General features: G+C 61.5%; 17 protein-coding genes and 1 tRNA gene. 1 reads left to right on the forward strand and 17 read right to left on the reverse strand.

The genetic code is table 11. The features are described 5' to 3' along the window. Nucleotides 1–18: 18 nt before the first annotated feature. From BLV45_RS07265 to BLV45_RS07280, 4 genes are read right to left on the reverse strand one after another with little or no spacing between them, the layout of a single operon-like run. Nucleotides 19–1,509, reverse strand: a complete 1,491-nt coding sequence (locus tag BLV45_RS07265) for an NADH-quinone oxidoreductase subunit M (protein WP_090531338.1) — start codon at nucleotides 1,507–1,509, stop codon at nucleotides 19–21. Nucleotides 1,510–1,523: 14 nt separating this feature from the next. Further along, the gene (gene nuoL / locus BLV45_RS07270) at nucleotides 1,524–3,590 is read right to left on the reverse strand and encodes an NADH-quinone oxidoreductase subunit L (protein WP_090531341.1); all 2,067 of its coding nucleotides are present in this window, start codon (nucleotides 3,588–3,590) and stop codon (nucleotides 1,524–1,526) included. 17 nt (nucleotides 3,591–3,607) lie between these two features. After that, entirely contained in the window at nucleotides 3,608–3,913 is a 306-nt protein-coding gene (nuoK, locus tag BLV45_RS07275; protein ID WP_006052894.1) for an NADH-quinone oxidoreductase subunit NuoK, read from the reverse strand. A 17-nt stretch (nucleotides 3,914–3,930) separates the two neighbouring features. Next, on the reverse strand, nucleotides 3,931–4,629 hold the full coding sequence (locus BLV45_RS07280) for an NADH-quinone oxidoreductase subunit J (protein WP_090531344.1): 699 nt from the start codon (nucleotides 4,627–4,629) through the stop codon (nucleotides 3,931–3,933). Here BLV45_RS07280 and BLV45_RS27440 point away from each other — a divergent pair. Next, nucleotides 4,628–4,801 carry a hypothetical protein gene (locus tag BLV45_RS27440; protein ID WP_176954098.1) on the forward strand — a complete coding sequence of 58 codons (174 nt, stop codon included), beginning with the start codon at nucleotides 4,628–4,630 and terminating at the stop codon, nucleotides 4,799–4,801. The two genes, BLV45_RS07280 and BLV45_RS27440, sit on opposite strands and share 2 nt — an antisense overlap. On the opposite strand, the gene nuoI is transcribed toward BLV45_RS27440, so the two are convergent. The 13 genes from nuoI to BLV45_RS07345 all read right to left on the reverse strand — a co-directional run bounded on the left by nuoI (nucleotide 4,798) and on the right by BLV45_RS07345 (nucleotide 16,337). Then, nucleotides 4,798–5,286 carry an NADH-quinone oxidoreductase subunit NuoI gene (gene nuoI / locus BLV45_RS07285; protein ID WP_007588142.1) on the reverse strand — a complete coding sequence of 163 codons (489 nt, stop codon included), beginning with the start codon at nucleotides 5,284–5,286 and terminating at the stop codon, nucleotides 4,798–4,800. The genes BLV45_RS27440 and nuoI overlap by 4 nt on opposite strands. Before the next feature lie 15 nt (nucleotides 5,287–5,301). Then, on the reverse strand, nucleotides 5,302–6,366 hold the full coding sequence (nuoH, locus tag BLV45_RS07290; protein WP_090531348.1) for an NADH-quinone oxidoreductase subunit NuoH: 1,065 nt from the start codon (nucleotides 6,364–6,366) through the stop codon (nucleotides 5,302–5,304). After that, a complete protein-coding gene (nuoG, locus tag BLV45_RS07295; RefSeq protein WP_090531350.1) occupies nucleotides 6,367–8,700 on the reverse strand; it encodes an NADH-quinone oxidoreductase subunit NuoG in 2,334 nt (777 codons plus the stop codon). Between the two features lie 141 nt (nucleotides 8,701–8,841). After that, a complete protein-coding gene (gene nuoF / locus BLV45_RS07300) occupies nucleotides 8,842–10,170 on the reverse strand; it encodes an NADH-quinone oxidoreductase subunit NuoF (protein WP_090531352.1) in 1,329 nt (442 codons plus the stop codon). Then, nucleotides 10,167–10,652: an NADH-quinone oxidoreductase subunit NuoE gene (gene nuoE, locus BLV45_RS07305; RefSeq protein ID WP_090531354.1), complete on the reverse strand. Its 486-nt coding sequence runs from the start codon at nucleotides 10,650–10,652 to the stop codon at nucleotides 10,167–10,169. Before nuoE ends, nuoF begins: the two co-directional genes overlap by 4 nt. Nucleotides 10,653–10,774: 122 nt before the next feature. Beyond that, entirely contained in the window at nucleotides 10,775–12,028 is a 1,254-nt protein-coding gene (locus BLV45_RS07310; protein WP_090531356.1) for an NADH-quinone oxidoreductase subunit D, read from the reverse strand. A gap of 9 nt (nucleotides 12,029–12,037) precedes the next feature. Beyond that, nucleotides 12,038–12,640, reverse strand: a complete 603-nt coding sequence (locus tag BLV45_RS07315; protein WP_090531359.1) for an NADH-quinone oxidoreductase subunit C — start codon at nucleotides 12,638–12,640, stop codon at nucleotides 12,038–12,040. A 24-nt stretch (nucleotides 12,641–12,664) separates the two neighbouring features. Further along, nucleotides 12,665–13,144: a NuoB/complex I 20 kDa subunit family protein gene (locus BLV45_RS07320; RefSeq protein WP_006052903.1), complete on the reverse strand. Its 480-nt coding sequence runs from the start codon at nucleotides 13,142–13,144 to the stop codon at nucleotides 12,665–12,667. Nucleotides 13,145–13,206: 62 nt separating this feature from the next. Then, nucleotides 13,207–13,566 carry an NADH-quinone oxidoreductase subunit A gene (locus BLV45_RS07325; RefSeq protein ID WP_090531360.1) on the reverse strand — a complete coding sequence of 120 codons (360 nt, stop codon included), beginning with the start codon at nucleotides 13,564–13,566 and terminating at the stop codon, nucleotides 13,207–13,209. A 170-nt stretch (nucleotides 13,567–13,736) separates the two neighbouring features. Continuing rightward, nucleotides 13,737–13,821: transfer RNA gene (locus tag BLV45_RS07330), tRNA-Leu, on the reverse strand. Nucleotides 13,822–13,934: 113 nt separating this feature from the next. Continuing rightward, the gene (gene secG / locus BLV45_RS07335) at nucleotides 13,935–14,312 is read right to left on the reverse strand and encodes a preprotein translocase subunit SecG (RefSeq protein WP_090531362.1); all 378 of its coding nucleotides are present in this window, start codon (nucleotides 14,310–14,312) and stop codon (nucleotides 13,935–13,937) included. Between the two features lie 97 nt (nucleotides 14,313–14,409). Beyond that, nucleotides 14,410–15,192 carry a triose-phosphate isomerase gene (gene tpiA / locus BLV45_RS07340; RefSeq protein WP_090531364.1) on the reverse strand — a complete coding sequence of 261 codons (783 nt, stop codon included), beginning with the start codon at nucleotides 15,190–15,192 and terminating at the stop codon, nucleotides 14,410–14,412. A gap of 128 nt (nucleotides 15,193–15,320) precedes the next feature. Beyond that, nucleotides 15,321–16,337 carry an NAD(P)H-quinone oxidoreductase gene (locus BLV45_RS07345; protein WP_090532769.1) on the reverse strand — a complete coding sequence of 339 codons (1,017 nt, stop codon included), beginning with the start codon at nucleotides 16,335–16,337 and terminating at the stop codon, nucleotides 15,321–15,323. Nucleotides 16,338–16,364 lie beyond the last annotated feature (27 nt).

A 16,364-nucleotide genomic window follows, 5' to 3' on the forward strand; every position in this document is an offset into this window, starting at 1 on the left:
AGATTCCTCCGCTCTGTATTACTGTGACAACGGCAGCTTGGACTGCGCGACGTGGGAGAGGAGGTTGTCCACGGATACGTGCATCACATCGGTGAAAGGCTTCGGATACAGGCCCATGAACAGCGTCAGGGCGGCGAGCACGGCCAGCATGAAGAACTCGCGACGGTTGATGTCGAGAAGACCCTTCACATGGTCGTTCGCCACCGCGCCGAAGTACACGCGCTTGTACATCCACAGCGTATAGGCCGCGCCGAGAATCAGCGTGACCGCCGCGCCGAGGCCGATCCAGAAGTTAAACTGGACCGCAGCCAGGATCACCATGAATTCGCCGACGAAACCGGAGGTACCCGGCAGGCCGCAATTGGCCATCGAGAACAGCATCACGAGTGCCGCGAACTTCGGCATCGTGTTCACGACACCGCCGTAATCGGCGATCTGGCGCGAGTGCATGCGGTCATACAGCACGCCGATACACAGGAACATCGCGCCCGACACGAAACCGTGCGAGATCATCTGGACGATCGCGCCTTCCACACCGAGCTGGTTGAAGATGAAAAAGCCGAGCGTCACAAAGCCCATGTGCGCGATCGACGAATACGCGACCAGCTTCTTCATGTCCGCCTGCACCATCGCGACGAAACCGATGTAGATCACCGCGATCAGCGACAGCGTGATCACAACGGGTGCGAGGAAGTGGCTTGCGTCCGGTGTGATCGGCAGCGAGAAGCGCAGGAAACCGTACGCACCGAGCTTCAGCATGATCGCGGCCAGCACGACCGAGCCGCCCGTCGGCGCTTCCACGTGGGCGTCAGGCAACCACGTGTGGACCGGCCACATCGGCACCTTCACGGCGAACGCGAGGAAGAACGCGATAAATATCAATATCTGCGGCGTCATGCCGATCTGCGCGTTTTGCCACGTGGCGAGATCGAACGTACCCGTCTGCGTGTACAGGTACAGCAGCGCGACCAGCATCAGCAGCGAGCCCATCAACGTGTACAGGAAGAACTTGAACGCCGCGTACACACGGTTCGCCCCGCCCCACACGCCGATGATGATGTACATCGGGATCAGCGTCGCTTCGAAGAACACGTAGAACAGCATGCCGTCGGCCGCGCTGAACACGCCGACCATGATGCCGGACAGGATCAGGAAGGAGGCGAAATACTGCCCCACGTTCTTCGTGATGACCTGCCATCCGGCGATCACGACGATCACCGTGATCAGCGCGGTGAGTACGACGAACCACATCGAGATGCCGTCGACGCCCAGGTGATACGTGATGTTGAAGCGCTCGATCCAGTTGGCCTTCTCCACGAACTGCAGTTCCGCAGTGCTGGAGTCGAAGCCCGTCATGAGCGGAATCGTGACGATGAAGCTGATCACCGAGCCGACCAGCGCAAGCCAGCGCGCCGGGCCGGGGTTCTCGTCGGAACCGATGGCAAGGACCAGGAGGCCGAACAGGATCGGCAGCCAGATCGCGATACTGAGAATCGGATAAGCGTGCATTAGTGTCCCTCGCCTTATTTGCCGCCGAGCGTTACAAACAGGGTCAAGAGCCCCAACATGCCGATAATCATGGCAAACGCGTAGTGATAGATGTAACCGGATTGGAGGAAGCGGATCACGCTGGCAAACCAGCCAATGAAGCGCGCGCTGCCGTTGACGATACCGTCGATGACCACGACATCACCCTCCTTCCAGAGACCGCGGCCAATGGCCACGGCGCCCTTCGCGAAGATGACTTCGTTGATCTTGTCCATGTAGTACTTGTTGTCGAGCAGCGTGTAGACCGGACCGAACGCGCGCTTGACGACAGCCGGCAGATCCGGACGGACCAGATACAGGAACCACGCCACCACGATACCGGCGAGCGCGAACCACACCGGCAGACCCGAAGCCGAGTGCAGGCCCATCGACGCCCAGCCCTGGAATTCCTCGGCCATCTCATGCAGCGCCGGATGGTTTGCGCCGACGAAGATCACCTGGTCGAACGCCACGCCGTGCTGGAAGAAGTCGCCGTAAATCATCGGGCCGATGCCGATTGCACCGATGATCACCGACGGAATCGCCAGCAGCACCAGCGGCACCCAGACCACCCACGGCGTTTCGTGCGGCTCGTGTGCGTGACCGTGGTCGTCATGACCATGGCCGTGATCGTCATGACCGTGCGCGGCATGCGCCGCGGCTTCGGCACCCATCGGCGATTCAGGATGCTTCGGATCGCGGAAGCGCTCCTTGCCGTGGAACACCAGGAAGTACATACGGAACGAGTACAGCGCCGTGACGAACACGCTCGCCAGCACCGCGAAGTACGCGAAACCCGAACCCGGCAGATGCGACAGCTTCACTGCATCGATGATCGAGTCTTTCGAGTAGAAGCCCGAGAAGAACGGCGTGCCGATCAGCGCCAGCGTACCGGCCAGCGACGTGATCCACGTGATCGGCATGTACTTGCGCAGGCCGCCCATGTTGCGGATGTCCTGGTCGTGGTGCATGCCGATGATCACCGAACCCGCGCCGAGGAACAGCAGCGCCTTGAAGAACGCGTGTGTCATCAGGTGGAACACGGCAACCGAGTAGGCGGACGCGCCGAGCGCGACCGTCATGTAGCCAAGCTGCGACAGCGTCGAGTAGGCCACCACGCGCTTGATGTCGTTCTGGACGACCCCGAGGAAGCCCATGAACAGCGTCGTGATCGCACCGATCACCATGATGAACGACAGCGCCGTATCCGACAGTTCGAACAGCGGCGACATGCGCGTGACCATGAAGATACCGGCCGTCACCATCGTTGCCGCGTGAATCAGGGCGGAAATCGGCGTCGGGCCTTCCATCGAATCCGGCAGCCACACGTGCAGCGGGAACTGCGCCGACTTGCCCATCGCGCCGATGAAGAGGCAGATACACGCCACCGTCAGCAGGCCCCAGCTCGTCCCCGGGAAGCTCAGCGAAGCCAGCTCGTGGCTCTTCGCGAACACGTCGCCGTAGTTCAGCGAGCCGGCGAAGGCCAGCAGCAGGCCGATACCGAGAATGAAACCGAAGTCGCCCACGCGGTTCACGAGGAACGCCTTCATGTTCGCGTAGATGGCGCTTTCACGCGTGAAGTAGAAGCCGATCAGCAGGTACGACACGAGACCCACCGCTTCCCAGCCGAAGAACAGCTGCAGGAAGTTGTTGCTCATCACGAGCATCAGCATCGAGAACGTGAACAGCGAGATGTACGAGAAGAAGCGCTGGTAGCCGTCGTCGTCGGCCATGTAGCCGATCGTGTAGATGTGCACCATCAGCGACACGAAGGTCACCACGCACATCATCATCGCCGTGAGCGAATCGACGAGGAAGCCGATTTCGAACTTCAGCTTGCCGACGGTCAGCCATTCGTAGATCGTCGCGTTGAAGCTCGCACCGTTCAGCACGTCGAAAAAGACGATCGCCGACAGGATGAACGAGATCGCCACGCCAAGGATCGTGACCGAGTGTGCCCCGGCGCGCCCCACCGCTTTCCCGAACAGCCCCGCGATCAGCGAGCCGGCCAGCGGTGCAAGCGGGACCGCCAGCAACAGGTTTTCATTGAGTGTCGTTGACATAACAGCTTTGCCTGAATTTAACCTTTGAGCTGATCGAGATCCTCGACGTTGATCGTGTCGAGGCTACGGAACAGGGTCACCAGAATGGCGAGACCGATCGCTGCTTCCGCTGCCGCAACCGTCAGCACGAAGAACACGAAGATCTGGCCATGCACGTCGCCGAGGTAATGCGAGAAGGCGACAAAATTGGTGTTCACCGCCAGCAGCATCAGCTCGATCGCCATCAGGATGATGATGACGTTGCGACGGTTCAGGAAAATGCCGACGATGCTGATCGCAAACAGGATCGCGCCGAGGACGAGGTAATGAGCAAGGGTCAACATGTTTTTCTCCTGGGCGCTCAGCCGTTCTTTGCAGGCGCGGCGGCAGCCGTTGCCGCGGCGGCCTTTGCGACGGCGGCTTCGGCGGCTTCGGTCGCGGCGGTCTTTTCCGATGCCATCTTGACGACGCGCACACGGTCCTGGGCGCGCACCTTCACCTGATCGCCGACGTTCTGGCGCTTGCTGTCCTTCGCGTGACGCGCGGTCAGCGCAATCGCGGCGATGATCGCGACGAGCAGCACGAGGCCGGCCACTTCGAACGCGAAGATGTAGTCGGTGTAGATGATCTTGCCGATGATGCGCGTGTTCGACCAGCCGGCGGTGGCGGCGGCCGCGCCGGCCACCGTGGTGTCGCGCACCGGCTGGACCGTCGCGCCGTAGCCGTGCCAGAGGATCAGCGCGGTTTCGATCACGATGATCGCGCCGACAACCGTCGCCATCGGCACGAAGCGCCTGAAGTCGCGTCGCAGCACGTCGAGATTGATGTCCAGCATCATCACGACGAACAGGAACAGCACCATCACCGCGCCGACGTAGACCAGCACGAGCAGGATCGCGAGGAATTCAGCCTCGAGCAGCATCCAGATGGCCGCGGCATTGAAGAACGCGAGCACCAGGAAGAGCGCGGAGCTCACCGGGTTGCGCGAGGTGATCACCTTCAGCCCTGATATCACCAGGAACAGCGCGAAGATGTAGAACAGTACGGTCGTGAATTCCATGATTACCGGTTCATCGTTAGGCCATCATCAGGCATGGTTCTTTGGCATGCGCATCCGTGAAAACAGCACACAGGTGCGCAATGCCGAAGCAGTCAGACTTCAGCGCAAGGCCCATGCGGCGGGCCGTTGCAGCGTCGAACGAGCAGTGTTTCAACCGTTCAACCGTGTTTAACGATACGGCGCGTCGGCCGCCTTGTTCGCGGCGATCTCGGTTTCGTAGCGATCGCCCACGGCTAGCAGCATGTCCTTCGTGAAGTACAGGTCGCCGCGCTTTTCGCCGTGATATTCGAGAATGTGCGTCTCGACGATCGAATCGACGGGGCAGCTTTCTTCGCAAAAGCCACAGAAGATGCATTTGGTCAGGTCGATGTCGTAGCGCGTCGTGCGGCGCGTGTTGTCCGCACGGGTTTCCGATTCGATCGTGATGGCAAGCGCCGGGCACACCGCTTCGCACAGCTTGCAGGCGATGCAGCGCTCCTCGCCGTTCTCGTAGCGGCGCAGTGCGTGCAGACCACGGAAACGCGGCGAAATCGGCGTCTTTTCCTCGGGGAACTGCACCGTGATCTTGCGCTGGAACGTGTAACGTCCGGTCAGCGCGAGACCCTTCAGCAGCTCCGTCAGGAAGAAGGTCTTGAAGAAATTTTGAATTGCGGTCATGGGTTCATCCGCCCTTTATTTCCAGATATTCAACGGCGACATGATCCAGAAGCCGACCACCACCAGCCACACCACGCAGACCGGAATGAAAATCTTCCAGCCCAGACGCATGATCTGGTCATAGCGATAGCGCGGGAACGTGGCACGCGCCCAGATGAACACCGACAGCAGGAAGAAAACTTTCGCGACGAGCCACACGATGCCCGGCACGAACGACAGGAAGCCGAACGGCGCGCTCCAGCCGCCAAGGAACAGCGTCGCGGCCAGCGCCGAGATCACGATCATGTTGATGTACTCGGCGAGGAAGAACAGCGCGAACGCCATACCCGAGTAATCGATCATGTGACCGGCGACGATTTCCGACTCCCCTTCCACCACGTCGAACGGGTGACGGTTCGTTTCAGCGATGCCGGAGATGAAGTAGACGACGAACATCGGCAGGAGCGGCAGCCAGTTCCACGACAGGAAGTTCAGGCCGTAGCTCGCGAAAATGCCGCGTTCCTGCGACGTGACGATGGCCGACAGGTTCAGCGTACCGGCCGTCATCAGCACGACGACGAGCGCGAAGCCCATGCAGATTTCGTACGACACCATCTGCGCCGCGGCGCGCATCGCGCCGAGGAACGCGTACTTCGAGTTCGACGCCCAGCCGGCGAGAATCACGCCGTACACGCCGATCGACGAAATCGCCATCGCGTACAGCAGACCCGCGTTGATGTCACCGAGCACCGCGCCCGCCTGGAACGGAATCACCGCCCAGACCGCGAAGGCCGGCACCACCACCATGATCGGGGCGATCATGTAGATCCAGCGGCTTGCCTGGGTCGGTTGAATGACTTCCTTCAGCAGCAGCTTCAGCACGTCGGCGATCGGCTGCAACAGGCCGGCGGGACCGACGCGGTTCGGGCCGAGACGCACGTGCATCCAGCCGATCAGCTTCCGTTCCCACAGGATCAGGTAGGCCACGCACAGCAGGATCACGACCGCCACCACCAGGATGCGCACGAGCGCCCACACCGTGGGCCATGCCACACCGAGAAGCTGGGTGCCGCCCGAGTTGATCGTTTCGAACAAGCTCATTTACGCCTTCTCCACCACCAGTTCACCGAACAGGCTGCCCAGCGCTGCACCAGCAGGCGTGCCTGCCGATACGCGGACGACCGTTTCCGCAAGATTCGCATCACGCACCGCCGGCAGCTGCACCGACAGTTCGCCCTGGCGCACGCGGATCGCGTCGCCCTCTTTCAGACCCAGCTTGTCGAACAGCGCAGCCGGCAGACCGACCGAGTTCGCTGTGCGTGCCGCTGCCGTCAGGTGCAGCGATTCAGCGCGGCGCACCAGCGGATCAGCGTGGTAAATCGGTACATCGGCGATGCGCTCGAACGCGCCTTCGGCAACCTTCGCCGCGCCGTTACGGGCGATCGCCACGTCCGTACGATTCGACAGGCGCGACGTCAGATCGCCGTCGCCGAGCGCCGCCGTGCGCACTTCTTCAGCGGTGTCGAACTCGAAGCCCGGCGCGCCGAGAATGCTGCCCAGCACGCGCAACACCTTCCATGCCGGACGCGTTTCGCCCAGCGGACGCACGACGCCGTTGAACGTCTGCACCGTCCCTTCGGCGTTGACGAACGTGCCGGCCGTTTCCGTGAACGGTGCGATCGGCAGCAACACGTCGGCGTAGTCGGTGCCCGTCACGAACGACGACATCACGACGACCATTTCCGCCTGCTTCAGCGCGACCAATGCCTGCGCCGGGTTTGCCGTGTCGAATTCCGGTTCGAGGTTCAGCAGCACGTAACCCTTGCGCGGCTGTTCGAATACTTCGCGAGCGTTCAGACCGCCCGCGTCCGGCAGTGCGCCGACGAGGTGCGCGCCCACCGTGTTCGCCGCTTCCGTGAGGAAGCCGAGCTTCGCGCCGGTTGTATCGGCAATCCATTGCGCCGCTGCGTGAATCTGTGCGAATTGCGGATGCTGGACAGCGCCGTTGCCAAGCAGCACGACACGCGTCGAGCCGCCTGCGAGCGACGCGGCAGCCTGCTTCGCCGCATCCGAGGCTTCGACGCCTTTGAGCGTTTCCGGCAATTCAGCGCCGCGCAGTTCAGCGACCGAAGCGGCGATGCCCGCGAGTTCGTTCAACCACGCCGAAGGCGCAGCGACAACGCGCTTCGCCTGAGGGATGAGTGCGTCGTCAGCCGTTGCCTGCAGCAGCGTGAGCTTCGCGCCGCTCTTCGCCGCCTGGCGCAGACGCGCGGCCAGCAGCGGATGATCGCGACGCAGCGTCGACCCGATGATCAGTGCGGCATCGAGATTCGACAGATCGGCGATAGCGGTGCCGAGCCACGGCGTTCCATTCACCGGCGCCGCGAAATCGGACTGACGCAGACGAAAGTCGACGTTCGGCGTACCGACCGCCTGCGCGAGCTTCTTCAGCAGGAACAGTTCCTCGACCGTGCTGTGCGGGCTGGCGAGCGCGGCCAGCGCGTTCGCGCCGTGGTCGCGCTTGATGCCATTCAGACCCTTGACGACGTATTCGAGCGCCGTCTGCCAGTCGGTTTCAATCCACTTGCCGTCCTGCTTCAGCATCGGCTGCGTGAGACGCTCCGCGCTGTTCAGGCCTTCGTACGAGAAACGATCCTTGTCCGAGATCCAGCATTCGTTGATCGCTTCGTTTTCGAACGGCAGCGCGCGCATCACGCGATTGTTCTTCACCTGCACCACGAGGTTCGCGCCGACGGAATCGTGCGGGCTCACCGACTTGCGGCGCGACAGCTCCCACGTGCGGGCGCTGTAGCGGAACGGCTTGCTGGTCAGCGCGCCGACCGGGCACAGGTCGATCATGTTGCCCGACAGTTCCGAATCGACCGTCTTGCCGACGAACGACGTGATTTCCGAGTGCTCGCCACGACCCAGCATGCCGAGTTCCATCACGCCGGCGACTTCCTGGCCGAAACGCACGCAGCGCGTGCAGTGAATGCAGCGCGTCATTTCTTCCATCGAGATCAGCGGGCCGACGTTCTTGTGGAACACGACGCGCTTCTCTTCGCTGTAACGCGACGACGACTTGCCGTAACCGACCGCCAGATCCTGCAGCTGACATTCGCCACCCTGATCGCAGATCGGGCAGTCGAGCGGATGGTTGATCAGCAGGAATTCCATCACGGATTGCTGCGCCTTCACCGCCTTGTCCGACTTCGTGCGCACGATCATGCCCGCCGACACCGGCGTCGCGCATGCCGGCACGGCCTTCGGCATCTTCTCGACTTCGACGAGACACATCCGGCAGTTGGCCGCAATCGACAGCTTCTTGTGATAGCAGAAGTGAGGAATGTACGTATCGACCTTGTGCGCAGCCTGGATCACCATGCTGCCTTCAGGTACCTCGACTGTCTTGCCGTCTATTTCAAGTTCAACCATGATGGTCAATCTTCCTTAACCTGTTACCGCTCAATCGTTCGTCCGCTCAATCGCTCATTCAGCCGCCGGTCCATTTTGACGGACACGACGGTGAATCCCCGCGGCTGGTGCTTCAGCGCTGCTCCGCTTCGGCTGTTTCGCTCAGGCGGCTACTGTTTCCGTGACTGCTGCCGCACCCGCATGGCCACCGACCATGCAGTGCTTGTGCTCGACGTGGTATGCGAATTCGTCCCAGTAGTGCTTCAGCATGCCGCGCACCGGCATCGCCGCTGCATCGCCGAGCGCGCAGATCGTCCGCCCCATGATGTTTTCAGCCACCGAGTTCAGCAGGTCCAGATCTTCCTGGCGGCCGAGCCCGTGTTCGATGCGATGCACGACGCGGTACAGCCAGCCGGTGCCTTCGCGGCACGGCGTACACTGACCGCACGACTCTTCGTAATAGAAATACGACAGGCGCAGCAGCGAGCGCACCATGCAACGCGTCTCGTCCATCACGATCACCGCGCCGGAACCGAGCATCGAGCCGGCCTTCGCGATCGAATCGTAGTCGAGATCGGTGTTCATCATCATCTCGCCCGGAATCACCGGCGCCGACGAACCACCCGGAATCACAGCCTTGATCTTCTTGCCGCCGCGCATGCCGCCGGCGAGTTCCAGCAACGTCGCGAACGGCGTGCCGAGCGGCACTTCGTAGTTGCCCGGACGCTCGATGTCACCGGAGATCGAGAAGATCTTCGTGCCGCCGTTGTTCGGCTTACCCAGTTCAAGGTACGCCTGCGGGCCGATTTCCAGCAGGAACGGCACGGCTGCGAACGTCTCGGTGTTGTTGATCGTCGTCGGCTTGCCATACACGCCGAAGCTCGCCGGGAACGGCGGCTTGAAACGCGGCTGGCCTTTCTTGCCTTCGAGCGATTCGAGCAGCGCGGTTTCCTCGCCGCAGATATAGGCGCCGTAACCGTGGTGCGCATGCAGTTCGAACGAGAAGCCCGAACCCATGATGTTCGCACCGAGGAAACCCGCGCGACGCGCTTCTTCAAGGGCTTCTTCGAAGACCTTGTAGGTTTCCCAGATTTCGCCGTGGATATAGTTGTAGCCGACCGTGATGCCCATCGCGTACGCGCCGATGGCCATGCCTTCGATCAGCGAATGCGGGTTCCAGCGCAGGATGTCGCGGTCCTTGAACGTGCCCGGTTCGCCTTCATCCGAATTGCAGACGAGATACTTCTGCCCCGGGAACTGGCGCGGCATGAAGCTCCACTTCAGGCCGGTCGGGAAGCCCGCACCGCCACGGCCGCGCAGACCCGACGCTTTCACGTCGGCGATCACCTGCTCGGGCGGAATCTTTTCTTCCAGGATACGGCGCAGCTGCCTGTAACCACCGCGCGCGACGTAATCTTCGAGATGCCAGTTGTCGCCGTTCAGGCCGGCGAGAATCAGCGGTTTGATGTGACGATCGTGTAAAGACGTCATTTCGAAAGTTCCTCGAGCAGCTGGTCGATCTTCTCGCGGCTCATGAAGCTGCACATACGGTGATTGTTCACGAGCAGCACCGGCGCATCGCCACACGAACCCATGCATTCGCCCTCTTTCAGGGTGAATCTGCCGTCCGCGGTGGTCTCGCCGAAGTCGATGCCGAGTTTCTGTTTCAGGTATTCGGCGGCGCTCTCCGAACCGCCATCCGGACCGAGCTGGCACGGCAGGTTCGTGCAGAGCGTGATCTTGTGCTTGCCGACCGGCGACGTGTTGTACATCGTGTAGAAGGTCGCAACCTCCTGCACGGCAACCGCCGGCATGCCAAGGTAGTCAGCCACGAACTGCATGATTTCGGGCGACAGCCAGCCGTGCTCTTCCTGAGCAGTGGCCAACGCCGACATCACGGCGGACTGTTTCTGATCGGCGGGATACTTCGCGATCGCACGATCGATTTCTTTCAGGCCTTCAGCTGAGATCATTTTCAGACACGACTCTTTCAATTCCTACCGAACGAAAACCTGCCGCTCACTGTTTGCCGCGACAGACCCGGCGTTCCTTTGCTTGACGCGCGAGGGACCGCGCGCGCCGTTATGAATATCGCCTAGCGATCCACTTCACCGAACACGATGTCCTGCGTACCGATGATCGTCACGGCATCGGCGATCATGTGACCGCGCGCCATTTCATCGAGCGCGGACAGGTGCGCATAACCCGGCGCGCGAATCTTCAGGCGATACGGCTTGTTCGCGCCATCCGAGATCAGATAGATGCCGAACTCGCCCTTCGGATGCTCGACCGCCGCATACGCCTCGCCTTCCGGCACGTGGAAGCCTTCCGTGAAGAGCTTGAAGTGGTGAATCAGCTCTTCCATGTTCGACTTCATGCCTACACGCGACGGCGGCGCAACCTTGTGATTGTCGACCATCACCGGACCCGGATTCTTCCGGAGCCACTCAATACACTGTTTCACGATGCGCGTGGACTGACGCATTTCCTCGACGCGCACCAGATAGCGGTCGTAGCAGTCGCCGTTCACACCAACCGGAATGTCGAAATCCATCTTGTCATAGACTTCATACGGCTGCTTCTTGCGCAGATCCCACTCGATGCCCGAACCGCGCAGCATCGCGCCGGTCATGCCGAGTTGCAGCGCACGTTCCGGGCTCACCACGCCGATGCCGACCAGACGCTGCTTCCAGATCCGGTTGTCAGTGAGGAGCGTTTCATATTCGTCGACGCACTTCGGAAAGCGCGTGAAGAAATCGTCGATGAAGTCGAGCAGCGAACCTTGACGGTTCTCGTTCATCCTCGACAGCGCCTTCGCATTGCGGATCTTCGACGCCTTGTATTGCGGCATTGCGTCAGGCAGATCGCGATAGACACCGCCCGGACGGTAGTACGCCGCGTGCATCCGGGCGCCGGACACGGCTTCGTACACGTCCATCAGGTCTTCGCGCTCGCGGAACGCGTACAGGAACACCGCCATCGCGCCGACGTCCAGTGCGTGCGCGCCGATCCACATCAGGTGGTTCAGCACGCGCGTCACTTCGTCGAACATCACGCGGATGTACTGCGCGCGCACCGGCACCTCGATGCCGAGCAGCTTTTCGATCGCCATCACGTAGCCGTGCTCGTTCACCATCATCGACACGTAGTCGAGACGGTCCATGTACGGCACGGACTGGATGAAGGTCTTGGTTTCAGCGAGCTTTTCAGTCGCACGATGCAGCAGGCCGATGTGCGGATCGGCGCGCTGGATCACTTCGCCGTCGAGTTCGAGCACGAGGCGCAGCACACCGTGCGCGGCCGGATGTTGCGGGCCGAAGTTGAGCGTGTAGTTCTTGATCTCTGCCATGGCGTTCTCTTAGTGTTTCAGACCGCCATAGCGATCCTCACGGATCACGCGCGGCGTGATTTCCCGCGGCTCGATCGTCACCGGCTGGTAGACGACGCGCTTCTCTTCCGGGTCGTAACGCATTTCGACGTAGCCGGAAACAGGGAAATCCTTGCGGAACGGGTGGCCAATAAAACCATAGTCGGTCAGGATCCGGCGCAGGTCCGGGTGACCTTCGAAGACGATGCCGTACAGGTCGAACGCTTCGCGCTCGTACCAGTTGGCGGAACTCCAGACATCGACAACCGATGCGACGAACGGCACCTCGTCGTCCGGCGCGAACACGCGCACACGCAGACGCCAGTTGTTCGTCACCGACAGCAGATGCAGCACGGCGGCGAAGCGCGGGCCTTCGTAGGCGCCGTCGCCGTACGTCTGATAGTCGACGCCGCACAGGTCCATCAACTGCTCGAAGCCGAGCGACTTGTCGTCGCGCAGGCGCGTTGCCACTTCGAGGTAATCGCTCGCCTTGACGACGATCGTCAGCTCACCGATTGCTTCGGTGACGCTCAGCAGGCGGCCGCCAAAGGCCGCCTCGAGGTTCGCTTTGAGAGTCTCGAGTTTGCTTGCCATATTGTGGGGGAAGAGGCCTTGGCCTTATTGACGGGCGATGGTATTGGTGCGGCGAATTTTCGCCTGGAGCTGGATCACGCCGTACACCAGCGCTTCAGCCGTGGGCGGACAACCCGGCACGTAGACGTCGACCGGCACGATGCGATCACAGCCGCGCACCACCGAATACGAGTAGTGGTAATAGCCGCCACCGTTCGCGCACGAACCCATCGAGATCACCCAGCGCGGCTCGGCCATCTGGTCGTAGACCTTGCGCAGGGCGGGCGCCATCTTGTTGCACAGCGTGCCGGCGACGATCATCACGTCCGACTGGCGCGGACTCGGACGAAACACCACACCGAAACGGTCGAGGTCATAACGGGCAGCGCCCGCATGCATCATCTCGACCGCGCAACACGCGAGACCGAACGTCATCGGCCACAACGAGCCGGTGCGCGTCCAGTTGATCAGCTTGTCAGCCGTGGTGGTGACAAACCCTTCCTTCAAGACCCCTTCGATACTCATTTGCTTTCCACTCCAGACGGGGCGGCAAGCCGTGCCACCCACGCAAACCGGCGATTAATCTGTCATTCCCAATCGAGGCCGCCCTTCTTCCAGATATAGGCGAAGCCAAGCAGGAATTCGAGCAGGAAAATCATCATCGCCATGAAGCCGGGCCAGCCGATATCGCGCAGGGCAACACCCCACGGAAACAGGAACGCGGTCTCAAGGTCGAAAATAATGAAGAGAATGGCAACCAGGTAGTAGCGCACGTCGAACTTCATGCGCGCATCTTCGAATGCCTCGAAGCCGCACTCGTACGGTGCGTTCTTCTCGGTGTCAGGCCGGTTGGGGCCGAGGATCTTGCCGATACTGACCAGTGCTACGCCTAAACCGGTTCCGACAATAAGGAACAACAGGACGGGGAAATAGGCTGCGAGGTTCAAGACTATCCTCAATCGGTTGGTTATGAATGTAGCCAGGGAGCGCAACGTGCTGCACCTTCCTGACATCAAATCACTTCGGGCTGCTTTGCAATGCAAGCAAATGGCAAGCAGCCCACCAGAAGTAAAAATGCCAGCCGAAGCAAAAGCAATCGGCTGGCATTAGATAACATTGGTGCCGACGGCGAGACTCGAACTCGCACAGCTTTCGCCACTACCCCCTCAAGATAGCGTGTCTACCAATTTCACCACGTCGGCACTACTGCAATCCGGGAAAACAAGCTATAAAACCCGCGAATCGCTTCAAGACTTGAATTGTAACTGGTTTAAACAGTTTGTTCAACGCACAAAAAGCGTTTAACCCGAAAATTTTATTTCGGCACGTCCTGCCCCGGAGCGGACGCCGCAGACGCCGCGATTGCCGCCGACACAGCCACCGGAGCGGATGCCGCCGACGCCGCAACCGGCGCCGTCACGGCCGCGCCAAGCACGCCTGCCGACGGCTTCGAACGATCCGAACCGAGGTACGTGAGCGCCAGCGTCGAGATGAAAAATACGGCAGCCAGCACGGCCGTCGTGCGCGACAAAAAGTTGGCCGAGCCGGTCGCGCCGAAGAGACTGCCCGACGCGCCGCTGCCAAACGCGGCGCCCATGTCGGCGCCCTTGCCATGCTGCAGCAACACGAGGCCAATAACCCCAAGCGCCGACAGCAACTGAACGACGATGATCAACGTTTTCAAATACAGCATCACACTCACCTGAGAGTCTTTATTTAACCGCGCAACACAATGTGTGATGCGCGCAATGGGTCTGCCTCGCCCGGACGCCCTGCCCGGCCTGAGCGAATTACGCCGCGTCGGCCATCACGGCTTGCGCCGCGTGGCAGATCGCCAGGAAATCCTTGTCATTCAACGATGCGCCGCCGATCAGGCCGCCATCGATATCCGGTTGACGGAACAGCTCTTCCGCGTTGCCGGGTTTCACACTGCCGCCATAGAGCACGTGTACATCGGCCACTGCCGCGTCTTTTGCGGCAAGACGCCCGCGCAAAAACGCATGCACCTGTTGCGCCTGCGCGGCCGTCGCACTCTTGCCCGTGCCGATCGCCCAGACCGGCTCATACGCCACCACGATGCGAAGCGCCGCTTCCAGCGAAAGCTTCGCGAGCACCTCGTCGATCTGCGTGCCGACGACGCGCTCCGTTTCGCCCGCGTCACGCTGCTCGAGCGTTTCGCCGACGCAGACGATCGGTATCAATCCCGCTTCGAGCGCGCGCTGCGTCTTCGCCGCCACCAGTTCGGCGCTTTCGCGATGATACGCACGACGCTCGGAGTGACCGACAATCGCAAACCGCGCGCCAAAATCGGCTGCCATGTCCGCGGCGACTTCGCCGGTGTAGGCGCCTTCGGTGAACGCGGAGACGTCCTGCACGCCCCACGCCACACGCGACCCCCCGAGCAGCGACTGCGCCTGCGAAAGATACGGACACGGCACGCACAGCCCCACAAGGAGACCCTCAGGCAATGCATCGACGCCTTGTGCCACGGCTTTCATCAAGCTCGCGTTCTGGGCAAGGCGGCCAAACATCTTCCAGTTACCGACTACTGCTTTCGCTCGTGATTTCGACATTGTCTCGTCTTGTCGTGAGACAGGCTCGAACTACGCGTCGGCCCGTCTTTCAGCATTCATGAATCGTGCGTCGAGCGCAGAACACGCAATTTTACTGTGCGTTGACGGATCGGGTCAAACTGGCCGGATTAAACATCCGCGCCCCAATTCAGCACGATCTTGCCGACGTGGGTGCTGCTTTCCATCAGCGCGTGCGCGTCGGCGGCCTGCGCGGCCGGAAACACGCGATGCACGACCGGCTTGATGCGACCCGCTTCGAGATGCGGCCACACGTGCTCTTTCAGGTTCGCCGCGATCCTCGCCTTGAATTCGACCGGTTGCGGGCGCAGCGTCGAGCCGGTAATCGTCAGACGGCGGCGCAGGATGTCGTTCAGGTTCACCTCCGCCTTCGCGCCGCCGAGCAACGCGATCAGCACGAGGCGACCACCGCTGGCGAGCGCCGTCAGCTCACGCGGAACGTAGCTCCCGGCCACCATGTCGAGAATGACGTCGACGCCACGATCGTTCGTCAGCGACTTCACCACTTCGACGAAATCTTCAGTCTTGTAGTTGATCGCCCGTTCAGCACCCAGTTCTTCGCACGCACGGCATTTGTCGTCCGAGCCCGCCGTCGCGAAGACGCGAAAACCCAGCGCGTGCGCGATCTGGATCGCCGTCACGCCGATGCCGCTCGAACCGCCCTGCACCATGAACGTTTCGTTCGCGCCGCCCTCGCCCGTGCCCAGCTTCGCGCGATCGAACACGTTGCTCCACACCGTGAAGAACGTCTCCGGCAGCGACGCCGCCTCGATGTCCGTCAGCCCCTTCGGCACCGGCAGGCACTGCGCAAGCGGCGCTGCGGCGTATTCCGCGTAACCGCCGCCCGCGAGCAGGGCGCAAACACGATCGCCCTTCTTCAGGCCGAACGGATTGTGCTGCGCGTCGAGCGCGCCGCCGACGATCTCGCCCGCCACCTCCAGCCCCGGCAGGTCAGATGCGCCTTGCGGTGGCGCATACGCGCCCTTGCGCTGGAACACGTCCGGACGGTTGATGCCCGACGCCGCCACCTTGATCAGCACTTCGCCCGCTTTCGGTTCCGGCATCGGCCGTTCGGCCAGCTTCAGGACATCCGGCGCGCCGAATTCGGTAATCTCGACAGCTTTCATCTGCAGCACCTCCAAAGGTGTGGATTG

Source organism: Paraburkholderia sartisoli (assembly GCF_900107685.1).
GTDB lineage: Bacteria > Pseudomonadota > Gammaproteobacteria > Burkholderiales > Burkholderiaceae > Paraburkholderia > Paraburkholderia sartisoli.